The sequence below is a fragment of the Streptomyces sp. NPDC048277 genome, assembly GCF_040652235.1.
Classification (GTDB): Bacteria; Actinomycetota; Actinomycetes; order Streptomycetales; family Streptomycetaceae; genus Streptomyces.
In genome coordinates this window covers 1-17,591 of sequence record NZ_JBEZLQ010000060.1, presented here as the reverse complement: position 1 = coordinate 17,591, position 17,591 = coordinate 1, and the positions used below count along the sequence as shown (strand labels likewise).

General features: G+C 70.3%; 17 protein-coding genes and 1 rRNA gene. 3 read left to right on the top strand and 15 right to left on the bottom strand.

Features of this window, described 5'->3' with window-relative positions; genetic code table 11:
* Positions 1 to 115 precede the first annotated feature (115 nt).
* From AB0D85_RS51550 to AB0D85_RS51530, 5 genes are all read right to left on the bottom strand, one after another.
* Positions 116 to 1,819 carry a uroporphyrinogen-III synthase gene (locus tag AB0D85_RS51550; protein ID WP_362338431.1) on the bottom strand — a complete coding sequence of 568 codons (1,704 nt, stop codon included), beginning with the start codon at positions 1,817 to 1,819 and terminating at the stop codon, positions 116 to 118.
* A complete protein-coding gene (gene hemC / locus AB0D85_RS51545) occupies positions 1,816 to 2,778 on the bottom strand; it encodes a hydroxymethylbilane synthase (protein WP_362338428.1) in 963 nt (320 codons plus the stop codon). Before hemC ends, AB0D85_RS51550 begins: the two co-directional genes overlap by 4 nt.
* Positions 2,775 to 4,478 (bottom strand): glutamyl-tRNA reductase, encoded by a 1,704-nt coding sequence (locus AB0D85_RS51540; protein ID WP_362338424.1) that lies wholly within the window; start codon positions 4,476 to 4,478, stop codon positions 2,775 to 2,777. Before AB0D85_RS51540 ends, hemC begins: the two co-directional genes overlap by 4 nt.
* Positions 4,475 to 5,230 carry a redox-sensing transcriptional repressor Rex gene (locus AB0D85_RS51535; RefSeq protein ID WP_362338421.1) on the bottom strand — a complete coding sequence of 252 codons (756 nt, stop codon included), beginning with the start codon at positions 5,228 to 5,230 and terminating at the stop codon, positions 4,475 to 4,477. Before AB0D85_RS51535 ends, AB0D85_RS51540 begins: the two co-directional genes overlap by 4 nt.
* Positions 5,231 to 5,511: 281 nt before the next feature.
* The gene (locus tag AB0D85_RS51530) at positions 5,512 to 5,796 is read right to left on the bottom strand and encodes a glutaredoxin family protein (RefSeq protein ID WP_362338418.1); all 285 of its coding nucleotides are present in this window, start codon (positions 5,794 to 5,796) and stop codon (positions 5,512 to 5,514) included.
* A 163-nt stretch (positions 5,797 to 5,959) separates the two neighbouring features.
* On the opposite strand from AB0D85_RS51530, the gene AB0D85_RS51525 reads away from it, so the two are divergent.
* From AB0D85_RS51525 to AB0D85_RS51515, 3 genes are all read left to right on the top strand, one after another.
* Positions 5,960 to 6,883: an HAD-IB family hydrolase gene (locus AB0D85_RS51525; protein WP_362338415.1), complete on the top strand. Its 924-nt coding sequence runs from the start codon at positions 5,960 to 5,962 to the stop codon at positions 6,881 to 6,883.
* Between the two features lie 419 nt (positions 6,884 to 7,302).
* On the top strand, positions 7,303 to 8,094 hold the full coding sequence (locus AB0D85_RS51520; protein ID WP_362338412.1) for an ECF subfamily RNA polymerase sigma factor, BldN family: 792 nt from the start codon (positions 7,303 to 7,305) through the stop codon (positions 8,092 to 8,094).
* A 234-nt stretch (positions 8,095 to 8,328) separates the two neighbouring features.
* The gene (locus tag AB0D85_RS51515) at positions 8,329 to 9,573 is read left to right on the top strand and encodes a DUF5667 domain-containing protein (RefSeq protein ID WP_362338409.1); all 1,245 of its coding nucleotides are present in this window, start codon (positions 8,329 to 8,331) and stop codon (positions 9,571 to 9,573) included.
* A gap of 90 nt (positions 9,574 to 9,663) precedes the next feature.
* Here the strand turns inward: AB0D85_RS51515 and AB0D85_RS51510 are convergent, their stop codons facing one another.
* The 10 genes from AB0D85_RS51510 to rrf form a co-directional block, all read right to left on the bottom strand.
* Positions 9,664 to 10,743 (bottom strand): lysophospholipid acyltransferase family protein, encoded by a 1,080-nt coding sequence (locus tag AB0D85_RS51510; RefSeq protein WP_362338406.1) that lies wholly within the window; start codon positions 10,741 to 10,743, stop codon positions 9,664 to 9,666.
* 14 nt (positions 10,744 to 10,757) lie between these two features.
* Positions 10,758 to 11,867 (bottom strand): NAD-dependent epimerase/dehydratase family protein, encoded by a 1,110-nt coding sequence (locus AB0D85_RS51505; protein WP_362338403.1) that lies wholly within the window; start codon positions 11,865 to 11,867, stop codon positions 10,758 to 10,760.
* 170 nt (positions 11,868 to 12,037) lie between these two features.
* Positions 12,038 to 12,136, bottom strand: coding sequence for an AURKAIP1/COX24 domain-containing protein (locus tag AB0D85_RS51500; RefSeq protein WP_003948845.1), 99 nt, complete (start codon positions 12,134 to 12,136; stop codon positions 12,038 to 12,040).
* Between the two features lie 131 nt (positions 12,137 to 12,267).
* On the bottom strand, positions 12,268 to 12,477 hold the full coding sequence (locus AB0D85_RS51495; protein WP_067299677.1) for a helix-turn-helix domain-containing protein: 210 nt from the start codon (positions 12,475 to 12,477) through the stop codon (positions 12,268 to 12,270).
* 130 nt (positions 12,478 to 12,607) lie between these two features.
* A complete protein-coding gene (locus AB0D85_RS51490) occupies positions 12,608 to 13,423 on the bottom strand; it encodes a phosphatase (protein WP_362338434.1) in 816 nt (271 codons plus the stop codon).
* 109 nt (positions 13,424 to 13,532) lie between these two features.
* Positions 13,533 to 14,705, bottom strand: coding sequence for an acetoin utilization protein AcuC (locus AB0D85_RS51485; RefSeq protein ID WP_362338399.1), 1,173 nt, complete (start codon positions 14,703 to 14,705; stop codon positions 13,533 to 13,535).
* The gene (locus AB0D85_RS51480) at positions 14,656 to 15,870 is read right to left on the bottom strand and encodes an MFS transporter (RefSeq protein WP_362338396.1); all 1,215 of its coding nucleotides are present in this window, start codon (positions 15,868 to 15,870) and stop codon (positions 14,656 to 14,658) included. Before AB0D85_RS51480 ends, AB0D85_RS51485 begins: the two co-directional genes overlap by 50 nt.
* Before the next feature lie 81 nt (positions 15,871 to 15,951).
* Positions 15,952 to 16,707: a VC0807 family protein gene (locus AB0D85_RS51475; RefSeq protein ID WP_362338394.1), complete on the bottom strand. Its 756-nt coding sequence runs from the start codon at positions 16,705 to 16,707 to the stop codon at positions 15,952 to 15,954.
* A gap of 93 nt (positions 16,708 to 16,800) precedes the next feature.
* Complete coding sequence (locus AB0D85_RS51470; RefSeq protein WP_362338391.1) at positions 16,801 to 17,445, bottom strand: HAD family hydrolase; 645 nt, start codon at positions 17,443 to 17,445, stop codon at positions 16,801 to 16,803.
* Positions 17,446 to 17,505: 60 nt separating this feature from the next.
* Positions 17,506 to 17,591, bottom strand: a 5S ribosomal RNA gene (gene rrf / locus AB0D85_RS51465); the annotation flags it as partial.

Sequence of the window (17,591 nt, the reverse complement as noted above, 5' to 3'; positions counted from 1 at the left end):
TCTCCCGCCCCCCTTGGGGGGGGGGGGTAAGGGCGCCACCCCCCCCCACACCCCCCCCACCACCCACCCCCGCAGGGGGGGCGGGGGCCCCCCCCCCCCACCCCGTCACCTCACCTCACGTCGTCCGCCGCCGCCTGGCCCCCGGTCGCCGCTCACTCGGCCGAGTCACCGGATCCCCCGCCTCCAGCGCGCTCGCGCGCCTGCGCAGGCCGAACTCGGCCAGCGCCTCCGCCAGCTTGACGACGGACGGCTCCGGCGCCATCACGTCCACCCGCAGCCCGTGCTCCTCGGCCGTCTTCGCCGTGGCCGGACCGATGCACGCGATGACCGTCACGTTGTGCGGCTTCCCGGCGATGCCCACCAGGTTCCGCACGGTGGACGACGACGTGAACAGCACCGCGTCGAAGCCACCGCCCTTGATGGCCTCCCGGGTGTCGGCCGGCGGCGGCGACGCCCGCACGGTGCGGTACGCCGTGACGTCGTCGACCTCCCAGCCCAGCTCGATGAGCCCGGCGACCAGCGTCTCCGTGGCGATGTCGGCCCGCGGCAGGAACACCCGGTCGATCGGGTCGAAGACCGGGTCGTACGGCGGCCAGTCCTCCAGCAGGCCCGCGGCCGACTGCTCGCCCGAAGGCATGAGATCCGGCTTCACGCCAAACGCCACCAGCGCCCTGGCGGTCTGCTCGCCGACCGCCGCGACCTTGATGCCCGCGAAGGCGCGCGCGTCGAGGCCGTACTCCTCGAACTTCTCGCGGACCGCCTTGACCGCGTTGACCGACGTGAAGGCGATCCACTCGTACCGTCCGGTGACGAGCCCCTTCACCGCCCGCTCCATCTGCTGGGGCGTGCGCGGCGGCTCGACGGCGATCGTCGGCACCTCGTGCGGCACCGCCCCGTACGACCTCAGCTGGTCGGAGAGCGACACCGCCTGTTCCTTCGTCCGCGGCACGAGCACCTTCCAGCCGAACAGCGGCTTGGACTCGAACCACGACAACTGGTCGCGCTGGGCGGCGGCGGACCGCTCGCCGACCACGGCTATCACCTGCCGGCCGCCGTCAGGTGAGGGCAGCACCTTCGCCTGCTTCAGCGTCTGCGCGATGGTGCCGAGGGTGGCGGTCCAGGTCCGCTGCCGGGTCGTCGTACCGGCGACGGTGACCGTCAGCGGCGTGTCCGGCTTGCGGCCCGCGGCGACCAGCTCCCCGGCGGCCGCGGCCACCGAGTCCAGCGAGGTCGACACGACGACCGTCCCGTCCGAGGCGCCGACCTCGGTCCAGCACCGGTCGGAGGCGGTACGGGCGTCCACGAAGCGGACGTCGGCGCCCTGCGCGTCGCGCAGCGGCACACCGGCGTACGCCGGCACGCCGACCGCCGCCGCGACACCCGGCACGACCTCGAACGGCACACCCGCGGCGGCGCAGGCGAGCATTTCTCCGGTCGCGTACGTATCAAGTCCCGGGTCCCCGGACACGGCACGGACGACCCGCCTGCCGGACCGCGCGGCCTCCATGACAAGATGAGCCGCATCCCGCACGGGCGGGAGGGAAGCGGTTGTTGACGCACCGTCAACAACCGTCAGTTGAGGCGTGCCTGTGCCCGGATACGGATCCGACGAGGGATCCGGATTCGTGGGCACGACGGAGACGCCCTGCCTGGCGTGGGCCCTGATCACGTCGAGCACGTCGTGCTCGGCGACCAGGACGTCCGCGCTGGACAGTGCCTCCACGGCGCGCAAGGTCAGCAGTCCCGGATCCCCGGGTCCGGCACCCAGGAAGGTGACGTGCCCGTGTTCAAGGCCGGCGGGAAGGTTGGTGGGGCTCACTGTGCTCGCTCCCCCATCAGACCGGCCGCGCCCTGGGCAAGCATCTCGGTGGCGAGTTCGCGACCGAGCGCCGTCGCCTGGTCGTATGTCTCGGGCACGGGACCGGTGGTGGACAACTGCACCATCCGGGTGCCGTCGGTCGTGCCGACGACTCCCCGCAGGCGCATTTCCTTGACAATCTGCCCGTCGGCCAGAAGGTCGGCCAGCGCGCCCACAGGGGCGGAGCAGCCGGCCTCCAGGGCGGCGAGCAGTGATCGCTCGGCGGTCACGGCGGCCCGCGTGAGCGGGTCGTCGAGTTCCCCGAGCGCGGCGATCAGCGACGCGTTGTCCGCGACGCACTCGACCGCCAGTGCCCCCTGGCCGGGGGCGGGCAAAACCGTGTCGACCGACAGGAAGTCGGTCACCTCGTCGAGGCGGCCGATGCGGCTCAGTCCGGCCGCGGCCAGCACCACCGCATCGAGCTCGCCGTCGTGTACGTATCCGATCCGGGTGTCGACGTTCCCCCGGACCGGAACGGTCTCGATGTCCAGCCCGTGGCCGCGCGCGTACGCGTTCAGCTGCGCCATCCGGCGCGGCGAACCGGTGCCGATGCGCGCCCCGGACGGCAGGTCGGTGAACTTCAGCGCGTCCCGGGCGACGATCACGTCGCGCGGGTCCTCGCGCAGCGGTACGGCGGCCAGCGCCAGCTCTTCGGGCTGCGTGGTCGGGAGGTCCTTCAGCGAGTGAACCGCGAAGTCGACCTCACCGCGCAGCAGCGCGTCCCGCAGGGCGGTCACGAAGACACCCGTGCCGCCGATCTGTGCGAGGTGCTCGCGGGAGGTGTCGCCGTAGGTGGTGATCTCGACGAGCTCGACGGGCCGTCCGGTCACCTGGCTCACGGCCTCGGCCACTTGCCCGGACTGGGCCATGGCGAGTCTGGATCGCCTGGTCCCCAGCCTCAGTGGTGGTTTGTCACTCATGCCGGTCGGTCCTTCTCGGTCGTGCTGTCCACGGCCCGGGAGACGACGGCGACCGTCTCGGGGTCGAGGTCGAACAGGGTCCGCAGCGCGTCCGCGTACCCGGCGCCGCCGGGCTCGGCAGCGAGCTGCTTGACCCGTACGGTCGGCGCGTGCAGCAGCTTGTCGACGACCCGGTGCACGGCCTGGCGGATCTCCCCGCGCTGCCGTTCGTCCAGGTCGGGCAGCCGCCCGTCCAACCGCGCGATCTCACCGGCCACCACATCGGCGGCCATGGTGCGCAGCGCGACCACGGTCGGCGTGATGTGCGCGGCGCGCTGGGCGGCGCCGAAGGCGGCCACCTCGTCCGAAACGATCCGCCTGACCTGGTCCACGTCGGCCGCCATCGGCGCGTCGGCGGAGGCCTCCGCCAGCGACTCGATGTCGACCAGCCGCACCCCGGCCAGCCGGTGCACGGCCGCGTCGATGTCGCGGGGCATGGCGAGGTCGAGGAGGAAGAGCGCGGGGGCGGGGCGTACGAACCCGGCGACCGGCTCCGGCCTGCGCCGCTCCGGGATCCGGCCGACGCGGGCGACGGTCGCGGCGAGCGCGCCGATCAGCTCGGCATCGGCTTCGACCGTCTCGGGCGTACGACGGCTCGCGTCGCGCCGGTCCACAGTCCCGTTGTCCACCCAGGCCGCGTGCTGCTCCAGCTCGGCGGCGGCCATCCCGGCGACGGCCGCCTCGCCCATCACGGAGAACCCGCTCTGCGCGGCGGTGAGGTCGAGGGGGCAGTTCTCGTCGGTGCCGAGGCTGGTGGCGGGCAGCGGCTTCAGGGCCACCGGTACGACGTCCGCGTCGATCTCGGCGACGGGCGCACCGGTCCGCCCCTCGATCGCCGCCGCGACCGCCTCGGCGGTGAGGACCAGCCCCGTCGCCCCCGTACAGGAGACGGCGACGTCGGCACGTGTCAGCTCGCCCGGCACCGCGTCCATCGGTACCGCGCGGGCCACCACGTCCGTGTCGTCGGCGTCGGTCAGGATCTGGGCGAGCCGCTCCGCACGGTCGTACGTCCGGTTGGCCACGACGATCTCCGCGACCCCCGCCCGCGCCAGCGTGGCGGCGGCCAGCGAGGACATCGATCCCGCACCGATGACCAGCGCCTTCTTGCCCTTGGCCCAGGTCTGTACGTCGGTACCGGCGGCGAGCTGTTCGAGTCCGAAGGTGACCAGGGACTGTCCGGCCCGGTCGATCCCGGTCTCGGAGTGGGCGCGCTTGCCGACCCTGAGCCCCTGCTGGAACAGGTCGTTCATCAGCCGCCCGGCGCTGTGCAGCTCCTGCGCCCTGGCGAGCGAGTCCTTTATCTGGCCGAGGATCTGTCCCTCGCCGACGACCATCGAGTCGAGCCCGCAGGCGACCGAGAACAGATGGTGGACGGCGCGGTCCTCGTAGTGCACGTAGAGATAGGGGGTGAGCTCGTCCAGCCCGACCCCGCTGTGCTGGGCGAGCAGCGTGGACAGCTCGGCGACCCCGGCGTGGAACTTGTCGACGTCGGCGTAGAGCTCGATGCGGTTGCAGGTGGCGAGCACCGCGGCCTCGGTGGCCGGCTCGGCGGCGACCGTGTCCTGGACCAGCTTGACCTGGGCGTCCCCGGAGAGCGCGGCCCGTTCGAGGACGCTGACGGGGGCGCTGCGGTGGCTCAGCCCGACGACGAGGAGACTCATGCCGGCATCACGGCGGGTACGTCCCCGTCGGGTCCCTGCTCGTCGGACTCCTGGTGCGCGGCGACGGGCGCAACGGCCCCGTCGGTCTCCTCGCCGGCCTTGCGCTGCTCGTGGAAGGCGAGGATCTGCAGCTCGATGGAGAGGTCGACCTTGCGTACGTCGACGCCGTCCGGGACGGTCAGCACGGTCGGCGCGAAGTTCAGGATGGAGGTGACCCCGGCGGCCACGAGCCGGTCGCAGACCTGCTGGGCGGCTCCGGCGGGGGTCGCGATCACGCCGATGCTGACGCCGTTGTCCTGGATGATCTTCTCCAGGTCGTCGGTGTGCTGCACGGGGATGCCGGCGACCGGCTTTCCGGCCATCGCGGGATCGGCGTCGATCAGGGCCGCGACCCGGAAACCACGGGAGGCGAACCCGCCGTAGTTGGCGAGGGCGGCGCCGAGGTTACCGATACCGACGATCACAACCGGCCAGTCCTGCGTGAGGCCCAGCTCACGGGAGATCTGGTAGACGAGATACTCGACGTCGTAGCCGACACCGCGCGTTCCGTAAGAACCCAGGTAAGAGAAGTCCTTGCGCAGCTTGGCGGAGTTGACCCCCGCGGCCGCGGCCAGCTCTTCGGAGGAGACCGTGGGCACCGAGCGCTCCGACAGTGCGGTCAGCGCCCGGAGGTACAGCGGAAGCCGGGCGACGGTGGCCTCGGGGATACCTCGGCTGCGGGTCGCCGGTCGGTGAGTTCGGCCAGTTGCCACGGTGCTCCAACGGGTTGAGCGGGGCTGCGGACGGTCACACGTACCCAGACCGCCCCGTCGACAGCAGGCTATGTCTTTGTGAACGCGTGCACAAAGATGGTGTCCGTTTTGCCCGGCCAACGTGACCGGGGTCACGCACCCCCGGCGCAGTCGCGGGGAACCGGCGCACACACGCTCGCGCTCCACCCTGAATGGGGGCAAAACGGTACACACTCCTCACGAATCCCGCCCCCCGAGACCAAGCCGCCGTCGATCCTAAGCGAATATGCAGCCGGTTTGGACTAGTCGGTCAGTGCCTTGCGGAGGCGCTCTTCGTTCACGCGCCAGAAGGTGTGTTGTTCACCGTCGACGAGTACGACCGGGATCTGCTCCCAGTACAGCTCGTGCAGGCGCGGATCCTGGGTGATGTCCTGCTGCTCCCAGGGGACGCCGAGGTCGCCGCACACCTTCTCGACCACGACCTGTGCGTCATCACACAGATGACAGCCCGGCTTACGGATGAGGGTGACCAATTGCGCACGAGGCGCCGGCGCCTTCCGGCCAAAGAGGGGACTCATGACGTCCATTGTCCCGCCCCTGGCAGGGCATGTCCGCCGCCTTGTGCACGGCCTGCCCGCCCTGTTCCCGCACGGCTTCTCCGCCCTGCTTAACGGCACGGTCGCGGAGAGTTCACACCCATCCAACTCCCGTGACTCCGGAACCACCGAACAGACTGGCTATGCTCACGACATGGCCGCTCTCGGATGGCTCACTCCCCGTAGGCGCTCCGCCACGGCGCGGAGCGTGTTGGCAGGCGAGGCCTCTGCGGAGGCCGCGCGCAAGAACCAGGAAGCGACGGCGCCTCTCGACGAGGCCGCGGAACCGGAGTTCCCGGTGCTCGGCGACGACAAGGCCGCCGCGTTCTTCGACCTGGACAACACGGTGATGCAGGGCGCCGCGATCTTCCACTTCGGCCGGGGCCTGTACAAGCGGAAGTTCTTCGAGACCCGCGACCTCGCCAGGTTCGCCTGGCAGCAGGCGTGGTTCCGGCTGGCCGGCGTCGAGGACCCGGAGCACATGCAGGACGCCCGCGACTCGGCCCTGTCGATCGTCAAGGGCCACCGGGTGGCCGAGCTCCAGACCATCGGCGAGGAGATCTACGACGAGTACATGGCCGAGCGCATCTGGCCCGGCACCCGCGCCCTCGCCCAGGCCCACCTGGACGCGGGCCAGAAGGTGTGGCTCGTCACCGCGGCGCCGGTGGAGATCGCCGGGGTGATCGCCCGCCGGCTGGGCCTGACCGGAGCGCTGGGCACGGTCGCCGAGTCGGTCGGCGGCGTCTACACGGGCAAGCTGGTGGGCGAGCCCCTGCACGGCCCGGCGAAGGCGGAGGCGGTACGCGCCCTGGCCGCCGCGGAGGGCCTCGACCTCTCCCGCTGCGCGGCCTACAGCGACTCCCACAACGACATCCCGATGCTGTCCCTGGTGGGTCACCCGTACGCCATCAACCCGGACACGAAGCTGCGCAAGCACGCGCGGGAGATGGACTGGCGGCTGCGGGACTACCGCACGGGGCGCAAGGCGGCGAAGGTGGGCATCCCGGCGGCGGCCGGGGTCGGAGCGGTTGCCGGTGGCACTGCGGCGGCGATCGCGTTGAGCCGACGGCGCCGATAGTCCGGCGCGGGTTCGGCAGAACATCACCGTAGGACTGCGGGTCACGTTCCGAGCGCAGGTGCGTGGGGGCTGATCGCGCAGTTCCCCGGGCCCCCTACGGGGCGCTTCACAGCCATGCCCTTCACCCGAACATCCCGCCGCTCCCCCTTCACGCGCCCGAATTATCGCGCACCAGCCCCAACACGCCCCGCACATTGCCGAAACACGCACGTTTCCGATCAACAACCGATCACTCTATGGCTCTTCAGGCACCGCCAAACGGTTACAGAAGCGACGCAATCGGTGATTTGAGCAACTCGGTGTAGCAGTGCCTGTACGAAGCGTTATTCTCCTCAGACGCAAACCGGTACCCCTCCGTCGCTACGACGGGTGAAAGGTTCCGTACTGCACGTGATGGAAGCTCTGCCTCTGGGAGTCCCGTGTACCCACACGTCGGGGTTGACGCCTCGGGCCTGGCTACGCTGCGCGCAACAGTCGCGGCGGTCAAAGAGACGCTGCGCGGCCTCGTCCCCACCGCGTACGCCGTCCCCGCCCTCGCCACCGCCGCCCCCGTGGGCCCCCTGGGCCCGTGCTACGCACTGGCCGACGGCGGCGCGGCCGTCGGCAGACGCGGCCGTTCGACGGGCACCGCCGCCAGCGCCCGCCGCCCGGCCGCGGACAGCGACAGTGCCCGGATGATGGATCTCGTGGAGCGCGCCCAGGCCGGCGAGGCCGACGCCTTCGGCCGCCTCTACGACCAGTACAGCGACACCGTGTACCGCTACATCTACTACCGCGTAGGCGGCAAGGCGACCGCCGAGGACCTCACCAGCGAGACGTTCCTGCGCGCGCTGCGGAGGATCGGCACCTTCACCTGGCAGGGCCGCGACTTCGGCGCCTGGCTGGTGACCATCGCCCGCAACCTGGTCGCCGACCACTTCAAGTCGAGCCGCTTCCGCCTGGAGGTGACGACCGGCGAGATGCTCGACGCCAACGAGGTCGAGCGCTCCCCGGAGGACTCCGTCCTGGAGTCCCTCTCCAACGCCGCACTGCTCGACGCCGTACGACGCCTCAACCCGCAGCAGCAGGAGTGCGTGACGCTCCGCTTCCTCCAGGGCCTCTCGGTCGCCGAGACCGCCCGGGTGATGGGCAAGAACGAGGGCGCCATCAAGACGCTCCAGTACCGGGCCGTGCGCACGCTCGCCCGGCTCCTCCCGGACGACGCGCGCTGAAGCGGGCACCCTCGGCGACCGTCAACTCACGTTCCGTCAAAGCGTGTTGCCTTTCTCAGCCGATCCCCGGCCGTCCGTAACCCAAGTGCCGAGCCGCTCGTTGTGCGGGATACAGGCTCCCTGTGGTCACGTCCAGCCAGACCCTGGTCACACGATCGTGTGGATGGGTCGAGGGCGTGCAACCCTCAGGACCCCCTGGGGAGTCGACCGTCATGACGAGAGGAGGTGCCGCCAGTGATCGCGAACGTATCGGCACACCGGCGGGCGAACGCCTTCGCCCAGGCCCTGGAGGAGCAGCCCGACCGGGACCCGGCGGCCGAGCGGTCCGAGGGGGCGGCGGGCGATCCACCGGCCGCCCCGGACCGGGTCGAACGGACCGATCAGGGCGAGCTGTTGGCCCTGGCGACGGATCTCGCCGCGCTGCCCAAACCGGAGCTCGACCCGGAGGTCAAGGTCGTCCAGCGGGCCCAGTTGGTGGCCGCGATGGAGGCCATGCTGGCGGAGGGCACCCTGGGCGGGGCGGCGGATGCGTCCGTGCCCGAGCAGCGTTCCAGCCGGTCCAAGGGCGCGCACCGGGCGAGTCCGCTGGGCAAGCTGCGACCGCGTTCCCGGCTCACCAAGGGGCTCGCGGCGGGCGGCCTGAGCGTCGGCGTCGCCGCAGGAGCCTTCGGCGGGGTGGCCGCCGCCAGCTCCAACGCCCTGCCCGGCGACTCGCTCTACGGCCTCAAACGCGGCATCGAGGACTTCAAGCTCAACTATCTGTCCGACGGCGACGACCAGCGCGGCCAGACCTACCTCGACCAGGCCTCGACCCGGTTGATGGAGGCCCGCCGGCTGATGGACCGGGACCGCGGCGGCCACCTCGACCACGAGTCGATCGGCGAGATCCGCCGTACCCTGTCCGGCATGCAGCAGGACGTCACCGAGGGCCATCGCCTGCTCCACGAGGCGTACGAGCGCGATCCGGACTCCCTGGGCCCCATCCAGGCGCTGTCCACCTTCGCCCAGTCCCACCGAGAGGCCTGGGGCGCCCTGCGCGACAAGCTCCCGCTCCAGCTCGGCGACGTCAGCCAGCAGGTGTCGTCGGTCTTCGCCGCCATAGACGAAGAGGTGGCCCCGCTGCAGTCCCTGCTCCCCCAGCCGTCCCGGAGCACCGGGGGCGGCACGGGCAGCCAGGGCTCCGGCACGGCGTCCACCGGCTCCTCCGGCAGCCACCGGTCGACGGCCCCGTCGTCCTCCGGGAGCTCCTCCTCGGGCCACGAGTCCAGCACCGGCAGCCCCAGCGGCTCGGCCTCCGGCAGCGCGAACGACGGCCTCATCGGCGGCACCACAGGCGGCCTGCTCGATCCCCCGAAGACCGGCACGAGCAGCCCGTCCCCGTCGAAGAGCGCGACCAGCGAACCGGACGTCACCCTGCCCCCACTCCTGCCGGGCCTGCTACCGGGCCTGGGCATCGACAGCGAGAACACGGGCAACTAGGCAACGAGGGTGGTTCCCCGCGCCCGCAGGGGCGCGGGGAACTGCGCGACCAGCCCCCACCGGCCGTCGGCGAACCGACAACCGCGCACCTCAGAAGAACACCGACCGCCGCTGCACAAGCAACTTGTACAGCGTGTGCTGAATCTGCTCCCGCACCTGATCCGTCAGATTGAACATCAGCATCGGATCCTCGGCCGCCTCCGGCGGATACCCGTCCGTCCGGATCGGCTCCCCGAACTGAATCGTCCACTTCGTCGGCAGCGGCACCGCCCCCAACGGCCCCAGCCAGGGAAACGTCGGCGTCAACGGGAAGTACGGGAACCCCAGCACCCGAGCCAGCGTCTTCGCGTTGCCGATCATCGGATAGATCTCCTCGGCCCCCACGATGGAGCAGGGAATGATCGGCGCCCGCTGCCGCAACGCGGTCGACACGAACCCGCCCCGCCCGAACCGCTGCAGCTTGTACCGCTCGCTGAACGGCTTCCCGATGCCCTTGAACCCCTCCGGCATCACCCCGACCAGCTCGCCCTGGGCCAGCAGCCGCTCCGCGTCCTCCGCACACGCGAGCGTGTGCCCGAGCTTGCGCGCCAGCTCGTTCACCACCGGCAGCACGAAGACCAGATCCGCCGCGAGCAGCCTGAGGTGACGATTCGCCGGATGGTGGTCGTGCACGGCGACCTGCATCATCAGCCCGTCCAGCGGCAGCGTCCCGGAGTGGTTCGCGACGATCAGCGCACCACCCTGGGCCGGGATGTTCTCGATGCCCTTCACATCGACCCGGAAGTATTTCTCGTACACCGGCCGCAGCAGCGACATCAGGACCTGGTCGGTCAGCTCCTCGTCGTAGCCGAAGTCGTCGACCTCGTAGTCCCCGGTCAGCCGCCGCCGCAGGAACGCGAGACCGCGCGCGACGCGCTGCTCCAGGCCGGCGTCGTCGTGCGGCTGCTCCACGCCCGTCTCAGGGCTCTCCCGGGTCACATGCACATCTTCCTGCGCGGGGATCCGCCCGGCGAGAGGCTGGACCTCACGCACCGCCGTGGACTCCCGCGCCCCCGCCTGCTCGCCGCCGCCCTTGCGTCGGCTCCCCGCACCCCGGCGCCGCGCCGGCCGCTGCACGGCAGCCCCGCGGGACCGGTCGTCGTCGAACGGAATGACCTTGGCGTCCGCCATCGTTGTTGGGCTCCTCAGTTGGCGCTCTGGGTCGGAGTCGTCGTCGGCGTCTTCGTCTGTGTCTTCATCGGTGTCCTCGCCGGCGCCCTCCCGCCGCTCAGGACGGGCAGCGCGGCGATCCGGTCGACGGCCGCGGCCACCGCCTGCGGCGGCAGCAGCCCCGGGGCCTGGGCCCGCACGAAGTCCGCGAACGTCTCCGCCGTCGTGTACTTCGGCTTGAATCCCAGCGTCTCGCGCATCTGGTCGGTGGCCACCACCCGGCCGTGCGTCAGCAGCCGGATCTGCTCGGGCGAGAAGTCGCTCATGCCGAGCGTCCGCACCAGGGACCCGGCCCAGGTGACCGCCGGCAGCAGCAACGGCACGGTGGCCCGCCCCAGCCGCCGCGAGCACTGCGAGAGCAGCAGCACCCCGTCACCGGCGATATTGAACGTGCCGCTGTTCAGAGTCCCCCGCTCCGGCTCGTGCGAGGCGATCCGCAGCACGTCGATGACATCGTCCTCGTGGACGAACTGCAGCCGGGGGTCGTACCCGAAAACGGTGGGCAGCACGGGCAGCGAGAAATAGGAAGCGAGCGGGGTATCGGCATCGGGCCCGAGGATATTGGCGAACCGCAGCACACACACCGCGACATCGGGCCGCCTCCTGGCGAACCCCCGCACATACCCCTCCACCTCCACCGTGTCCTTGGCGAACCCGCCACTGGGCAGCGATTTCGGCGGCGTCGTCTCCGTGAAGACGGCGGGATCCTTCGGCGCGGAGCCGTACACATTCGTACTGGACTTGATCACCAGCCGCTTCACGTTCGGCGACTTCTGACAGGCGCCGAGCAGCTGCATGGTCCCGATGACATTGGTCTCTTTGACGGTCGCCCGGCTTCCGCTGCCGAGCGGTGTCCCGGTCACGTCCATGTGGACGACCGTGTCGGCACCGCTCTCGGCCAGCACCCGGGCGATGGACGGCTGCCGGATATCGGTCCGGATGAAATCCGCCCCGCCCAGATGGTGCTCCGGCGCCACCGCGTCCACGGCGACGACCCGGTCCACCTCGGGGTCACGCTGAATGCGTCGTACGAACCGGCCCCCAAGTCGACGGGCCACTCCGGTCACGAGCACGACCTTCCCCAAGATCAGCGCCTTTCTTCCGTGTTCCCGTATGCGGGCCAACTTAGCGGGTCGACGTTGCGCCGGCATGACCCCCAGCGGGCCACAGCGCACCGCAACGGCCGGAAAACGCACGTGGCCCCCCACCGTACTGGTGGGGGGCCACACACAAGCTCTCGCGGCTCGTGCCGTAATTACTTCTTGTTACGACGCTGAACGCGCGTGCGCTTGAGCAGCTTGCGGTGCTTCTTCTTGGCCATCCGCTTGCGCCGCTTCTTGATAACAGAGCCCACGACTACCCTCGCTCACTTCTCATCACTCGGTGCTGGGCGCCATGGGCCCATACGACCTACGAGGGGCCAGCCTACCCGCCCGAGCGCTGAGGTCGTAATCGAGGTGCTCCGGGTATCCCCGGAAATCGCCGTCAGGCGGTCTCCACCCCCACATAGCTCTCGCGAAGGTACTCGTGTACCGCTTGTTCGGGGACGCGGAAGGACCGCCCCACCCGGATCGCGGGCAGATGACCGCTGTGCACCAACCGGTACACGGTCATCTTCGACACTCGCATCACCGCGGCGACCTCCGCCACGGTAAGGAACACAACCTCGTTGAGAGGCCTCTCGCCAGCTGCCATGACACACCTGAACCTTCCGCACTCGACGGGCCACCGGCTTCCCCTTCCGGTGACTCTTCGTCGTTGCGTGCTCACTCCCCAATGTAGGGGCGGGTGATGCGAGTGGGGAAGAGGTGCACCCATCGGCGGCCTACTGTGACAGACACGCTTGATTGAGTACGTAGCGGGTAAGCGGCGTGTAGTAATCAGACCGCACGCCGTCATCAACCGGAACGGCGACGGACACGGTCCCCTCGGCCTCCCCCACGAAGAGCGCAGGGTCATCCGTATCCGCGAGCCCAATGGCCTCAAACCCGAGCTGACCTGCACCGCAGACCCATCCATGGTCTCCGACCACGAGCTCGGGCAGTGGTCCGCCGCCCTCCGCGGCCGCGTCCAGCGCCACCCGAACCGGCAGCGGCGAATGCGTGTGCGCACCCGGCGCACAACCGGGGCGTTCACGGCCTGTTTCTCTCACCAACCCGACGCCTCGTACGTAATCGAGGTTGCAGGTGCGTAGGCCGAACCGGGTCGTTATGTCGACACAGCGACCCTGCGCAGGGGTGAGAACCTCACACCCCGCCGCCGACAACGCGTCCGCCAGACCGGCGTAGAAGCCGATCAGCCGGTGCGGATGCCCGGTCCCGAACAGCACAGGCGCACGACGCCGGGCAACGTCCCCCACCCGCTCCGCAAAGGCATCCAGCGCGGCCACGGTCAGTGCGGGATCGATCACATCATGCCCTGAAACGCACCGAGGATCGTCCGAAACCCCACACTTGGCGGCCATCAAACGAATCAACTCCGCCTCCGACCATCCGCCTTGCGGATCGATCCCGATCAACGACCGGGGATCCCGGGCGGCGAACAGCCGATAACTCCGAAGACTCCGCTCCCGCGAGGTGGCCACCACCCCGGCAAGCCGAACAGCCACCAGATACGCACGAAGCTCACCACCGCTCAACACGGCTGCGATGCTGACGGACACAGCCCCGGAAGAACCCGGAAACCGGGGAACACCGCACGGTTGGCGTAACGGCCGGCCGCACCGCCACACCCCGAAGACCGACGCGCTGCTACGCCAGCAGCCCCCGCAGCGGAAACACGGCCCGCCGCGTGGCCAGCACGGCCTGGTCCAGGCGGTCAGCCGGGTCGTATCCCGCCTCCCACGCCGCCCATCCCACCGGCCACCGGCCGTCCGTCATCCGCCCCGGCCCCAACTGCCGGGTCCGGGCGAACACTTCCTGCCGCCACCCCTCGGGAACCAGCGTCTCGGGCTCGATCTCCCGTCCCGCCGCGATCCCCACCAGATGCGTCCAGGACCGGGGCACGACATCCACCACCTCGTATCCGCCCCCGCCCAACGCGACCCACTTCCCCCCGGCGTACTCATGAGCCAGCTCATGACACGCCACCTGTACGGCCCGCTGCGCGTCCAGCGAAACGGCGAGATGCGCCAGCGGATCCTCGAAATGCGTATCGGCCCCGTGCTGGGTGACCAGCACCTGCGGCCGGAAGTCGGCGACGAGCTCCGGCACGACCGCGTGGAACGCCCGCAGCCACCCCGCGTCCCCGGTCCCCGCCGGCAACGCCACATTCACCGCGGACCCCTCGCCCGCCCCGGCCCCGACCTCCTCCGGCCACCCGGTCTGCGGGAACAGGGTCCGGGGATGTTCGTGCAGCGAGATCGTCAGAACCCGCGGATCCTCCCAGAACGCGGCCTGCACCCCGTCCCCGTGATGCACGTCGACATCCACATAGGCGACCCGCTCGGCCCCGAGCTCCAGGAGCCGGGCGATGGCGAGCGAGGCGTCGTTGTAGATGCAGAACCCGGAGGCCGCCCCGGGCATCGCGTGATGCAGCCCGCCCGCGAAGTTCACGGCGTGATCGGCATCCCCCCGCCACACCGCCTCGGCCGCCGCCACCGACTGCCCGGCGATCAGCGCGGACGCCTCGTGCATCCCGGCGAAGGCGGGATCGTCGACGGTCCCCAGCCCGTACGACGCATCGGCCCCGGCAGGATCGGCCGAAGCCGCCTTCACGGCCTCGACGTAGTCCTCCCGATGCACCAGCCGCAGCGTCGACTCCCCGGCCGGCTTCGCCGCGACGACGTCCACCGCCCGGTCGAGCCCGAAGGCACCGACCAGACTCCGGGTCAACGCCAGCCGGACCGGATCCATCGGATGGCCCGGACCGAAGTCATAGCCCGTTACTGCCTCGTCCCACATCAGCTGTGCTCGGCCGCTCATGCCCGTCACCGTATCGGTCCGACCTGGTCGCGAACGAACGGGCGTACACCAACGTCACCAGGACCAACACCATCGGCACCAGCATCGCCCCGCGATAGCTCCACGCGTCGCCGAGCGCCCCCACCAACGGCGAACCGATCAGAAACCCGACGTAGTTGAAGATGTTCAGCCGGGCGATGGCCGCATCCGAAGCCCCCGGGAACAGCCGCCCGGCCGCCGCGAAGGTCTGCGGCACCAGCACACACAACCCCAGCCCCAACAGAGTGAACCCGATCATCCCGACCCAGGCCCCGGGCGCCACCGCCACCACCGCGAACCCGAGGGCCGCCACCAGCGCCCCCAGCCGTACGACGATCACCGCCCCGAAGCGCCGTACCCCGAAGTCCCCGATGGCCCGCCCGAGCAGCGTGGTCACCATGTACACGTTGTACGGCACCGTGGCGAGCTGCTCACTGCTGCCCAGCACGTCCTTCAGGTACTTCGCGCTCCAGTTGGAGACGGTCGAGTCCCCGATGTAGGCGAAGGTCATCACCAGACACAGCGGCAGCAGCACCTTGAAGACGACACCGCCCCCACCGCCCTGCGCCCCGTCCTCCACCGGCGCGGGATCACCGTCCACATACCACCGGCTCCCCACCAGCGCAGCCGGCAACAGCACGGCGACGACCGGCAGATACGACACCCACAGCGCGAGATGCCAGTGCGCGCCCACCCAGGCCAGCGAGGCCCCCAGAATCCCGCCCAGGCTGTACGCGGCATGGAAGCTGAGCATGATGCTGCGCCCGTACGTCCGCTGCAGGCTCACCCCGAGCATGTTCATCGAGGCGTCCAGCGCCCCGACCGCCAGCCCGAACGCGGCCAGCGCCACCGCCAGCTCGGCCATCACCCCGCCGGACCCGACCCCGACCAGCGCCAGCATCACCACGGGCTGGGACCAGCGCAGCAGCAGACTGGGGCGTATCCGCTTCACCAGCTGCTCGGTGGTGACACTTCCGACGCCGGCCAGGATCGGCACGGCGGCGAGAAAGACCGGCAGCAGCGCGTCGGAGACGCCGTACCGGTCCTGGATCGCGGGGATGCGCGTCACCAGCAGCGCGAACGTGGCGCCCTGCGTGAAGAAGCTGAACGCCAACGAGGCCCTACCGCGCCGCAGCACATCTGTCATGGCGGCGAGCGTAGGGCCCCGGGGTACTCGTGGGTAGATCCAGCCAAAGATGAATTTCCTTCAGCTTTACTTTTCCGCCGCTCAGGCGGCGACCGCCAGCTCCGGCTCCCCGGCCGCCACTTCCTCCTCCTGCCGCCGGACCTCGTCCGAGATCAGGCAGGCCATCGGCTCGGCGGCGGCGCCACCGCAGACCACCATCGCGAGGGTGATGGCGACGACCATGAAGACCGAGCCCAGCCAGACCATGGTGTCCACGGGGATCGTGTAGGCACCGACGACCCGGGCGACGCACTCCGCGACCAGGATCACGCCCCAGATGACGGAGAAGAGCCGCTCCTTGCGCAGGAACTCCGCCGACCGGGCCGCCGTGCCCGCCGCCAGCCGCTCCCAGGCGGCCTCCCGGGCCGGGTCCCCCTTCAGCAGGAAGGGCTTGAGCCCCGCCGTCATCATCGGCTTCCCCAGCGCCACCGAGACCAGGATCCCGATCCCGACCGTGCTGCTGACCGCGCCGTCCTTGGCGAGCATCAGCCGCGGGTCACCGGCGACGAAGCTGAGCGCCAGGCCGACCACGTTCACGACCAGGATCAGCGCCGCGAGCCCGTTGACCCGGCGCTCCTTGGCGATGCTCCACACCGTGCGCACCGCCGGCACCACGCTGCTCCAGGCGAGCGCCGCGAAGGTGCTCATCCCGAAGGCCCCCTTGAAGAAGTAGTACGACCCGAGGGGCACCGCCACATCCACGATCAGCGGCCGGAGGTTCTCCAGCACGCTGGGCTGCCGCTGCTTGCCCTGCTCGGCCTGGTAGTTCTCGGACCCGGTGTTCGCCGTCTTCGTCATGCCCTCAGCTTCGCGTCCGGGCGGGGTCCCCCAGTAGAAACGATCGTCCGGAGCTCGGCATGACAATTGTCAGCCCCGCGGCGATGTCCTCGGTCATTCCAGCAGGTCAGCCAACTGCCCCGGATCGGAGAAGAGTTGGGTGGCACCGCGCAGCCGCTCGGCCGGCGTCATGGCGGTGAACCCGTACACGTCCATCCCGGCCGCCACCGCCGCCTGCACCCCCAGCGGGCTGTCCTCCACGACGGCACAGCGCCCCGGCGCGACCCCCATCCGCTCGGCCGCGTACAGGAAGAGATCCGGCGCCGGCTTGCCCCGTCCCACATCCTGCGAACTGAAGACCCGCGACTCGTCGAACCACCGGTCCAGCCCGGTCGCCCGATGCCCCACCCGAATCCGCTCATGGCTCCCGGACGAGGCCACGCAGTACGGCACCCCGTCCGCCGCCAGCTGCTCCAGCACCGCGGCCACCCCGGCAACGGGCTTCAACTCCCGCTCGAAGGCGGCGAACACCCGCGCATGGAAGACATCGTCGAAGTCGTCGGGCAGTCGCCGCCCGGTGCGCTCCTCGACGAGCTCATGGACCCGGTGCATCGCGGATCCCATGTAGTCCCGTATGGAGTCCTCGTAAGAGGTCGGGTGCCCCAACTCGGTGAGATAGGCGGCGAGCAGCCGGTTGGAGATGGGCTCGCTGTCCACGAGGACGCCATCGTTGTCGAAGATGACCAGGTCATAGCGCATAGGGACGAGCATAAACGCGAAAAGGCCCACGCCATACGGCGTGGGCCTTTCCCAATATTTGTTCGGCGGCGTCCTACTCTCCCACAGGGTCCCCCCTGCAGTACCATCGGCGCTGTGAGGCTTAGCTTCCGGGTTCGGAATGTAAC

What these genes read in the sequence shown, in the direction of transcription:
- hemC (WP_362338428.1), bottom strand. Translation starts at nt 2,778, where the DNA reads ATGAGTGACAAACCACCACTGAGGCTGGGGACCAGGCGATCCAGACTC.
- AB0D85_RS51540 (WP_362338424.1), bottom strand. Translation starts at nt 4,478, where the DNA reads ATGAGTCTCCTCGTCGTCGGGCTGAGCCACCGCAGCGCCCCCGTCAGC.
- AB0D85_RS51530 (WP_362338418.1), bottom strand. Translation starts at nt 5,796, where the DNA reads ATGGACGTCATGAGTCCCCTCTTTGGCCGGAAGGCGCCGGCGCCTCGT.
- AB0D85_RS51525 (WP_362338415.1), top strand. Translation starts at nt 5,960, where the DNA reads ATGGCCGCTCTCGGATGGCTCACTCCCCGTAGGCGCTCCGCCACGGCG.
- AB0D85_RS51510 (WP_362338406.1), bottom strand. Translation starts at nt 10,743, where the DNA reads ATGGCGGACGCCAAGGTCATTCCGTTCGACGACGACCGGTCCCGCGGG.
- AB0D85_RS51495 (WP_067299677.1), bottom strand. Translation starts at nt 12,477, where the DNA reads ATGGCAGCTGGCGAGAGGCCTCTCAACGAGGTTGTGTTCCTTACCGTG.
- AB0D85_RS51485 (WP_362338399.1), bottom strand. Translation starts at nt 14,705, where the DNA reads ATGAGCGGCCGAGCACAGCTGATGTGGGACGAGGCAGTAACGGGCTAT.
- AB0D85_RS51480 (WP_362338396.1), bottom strand. Translation starts at nt 15,870, where the DNA reads ATGACAGATGTGCTGCGGCGCGGTAGGGCCTCGTTGGCGTTCAGCTTC.
- AB0D85_RS51475 (WP_362338394.1), bottom strand. Translation starts at nt 16,707, where the DNA reads ATGACGAAGACGGCGAACACCGGGTCCGAGAACTACCAGGCCGAGCAG.
- AB0D85_RS51470 (WP_362338391.1), bottom strand. Translation starts at nt 17,445, where the DNA reads ATGCGCTATGACCTGGTCATCTTCGACAACGATGGCGTCCTCGTGGAC.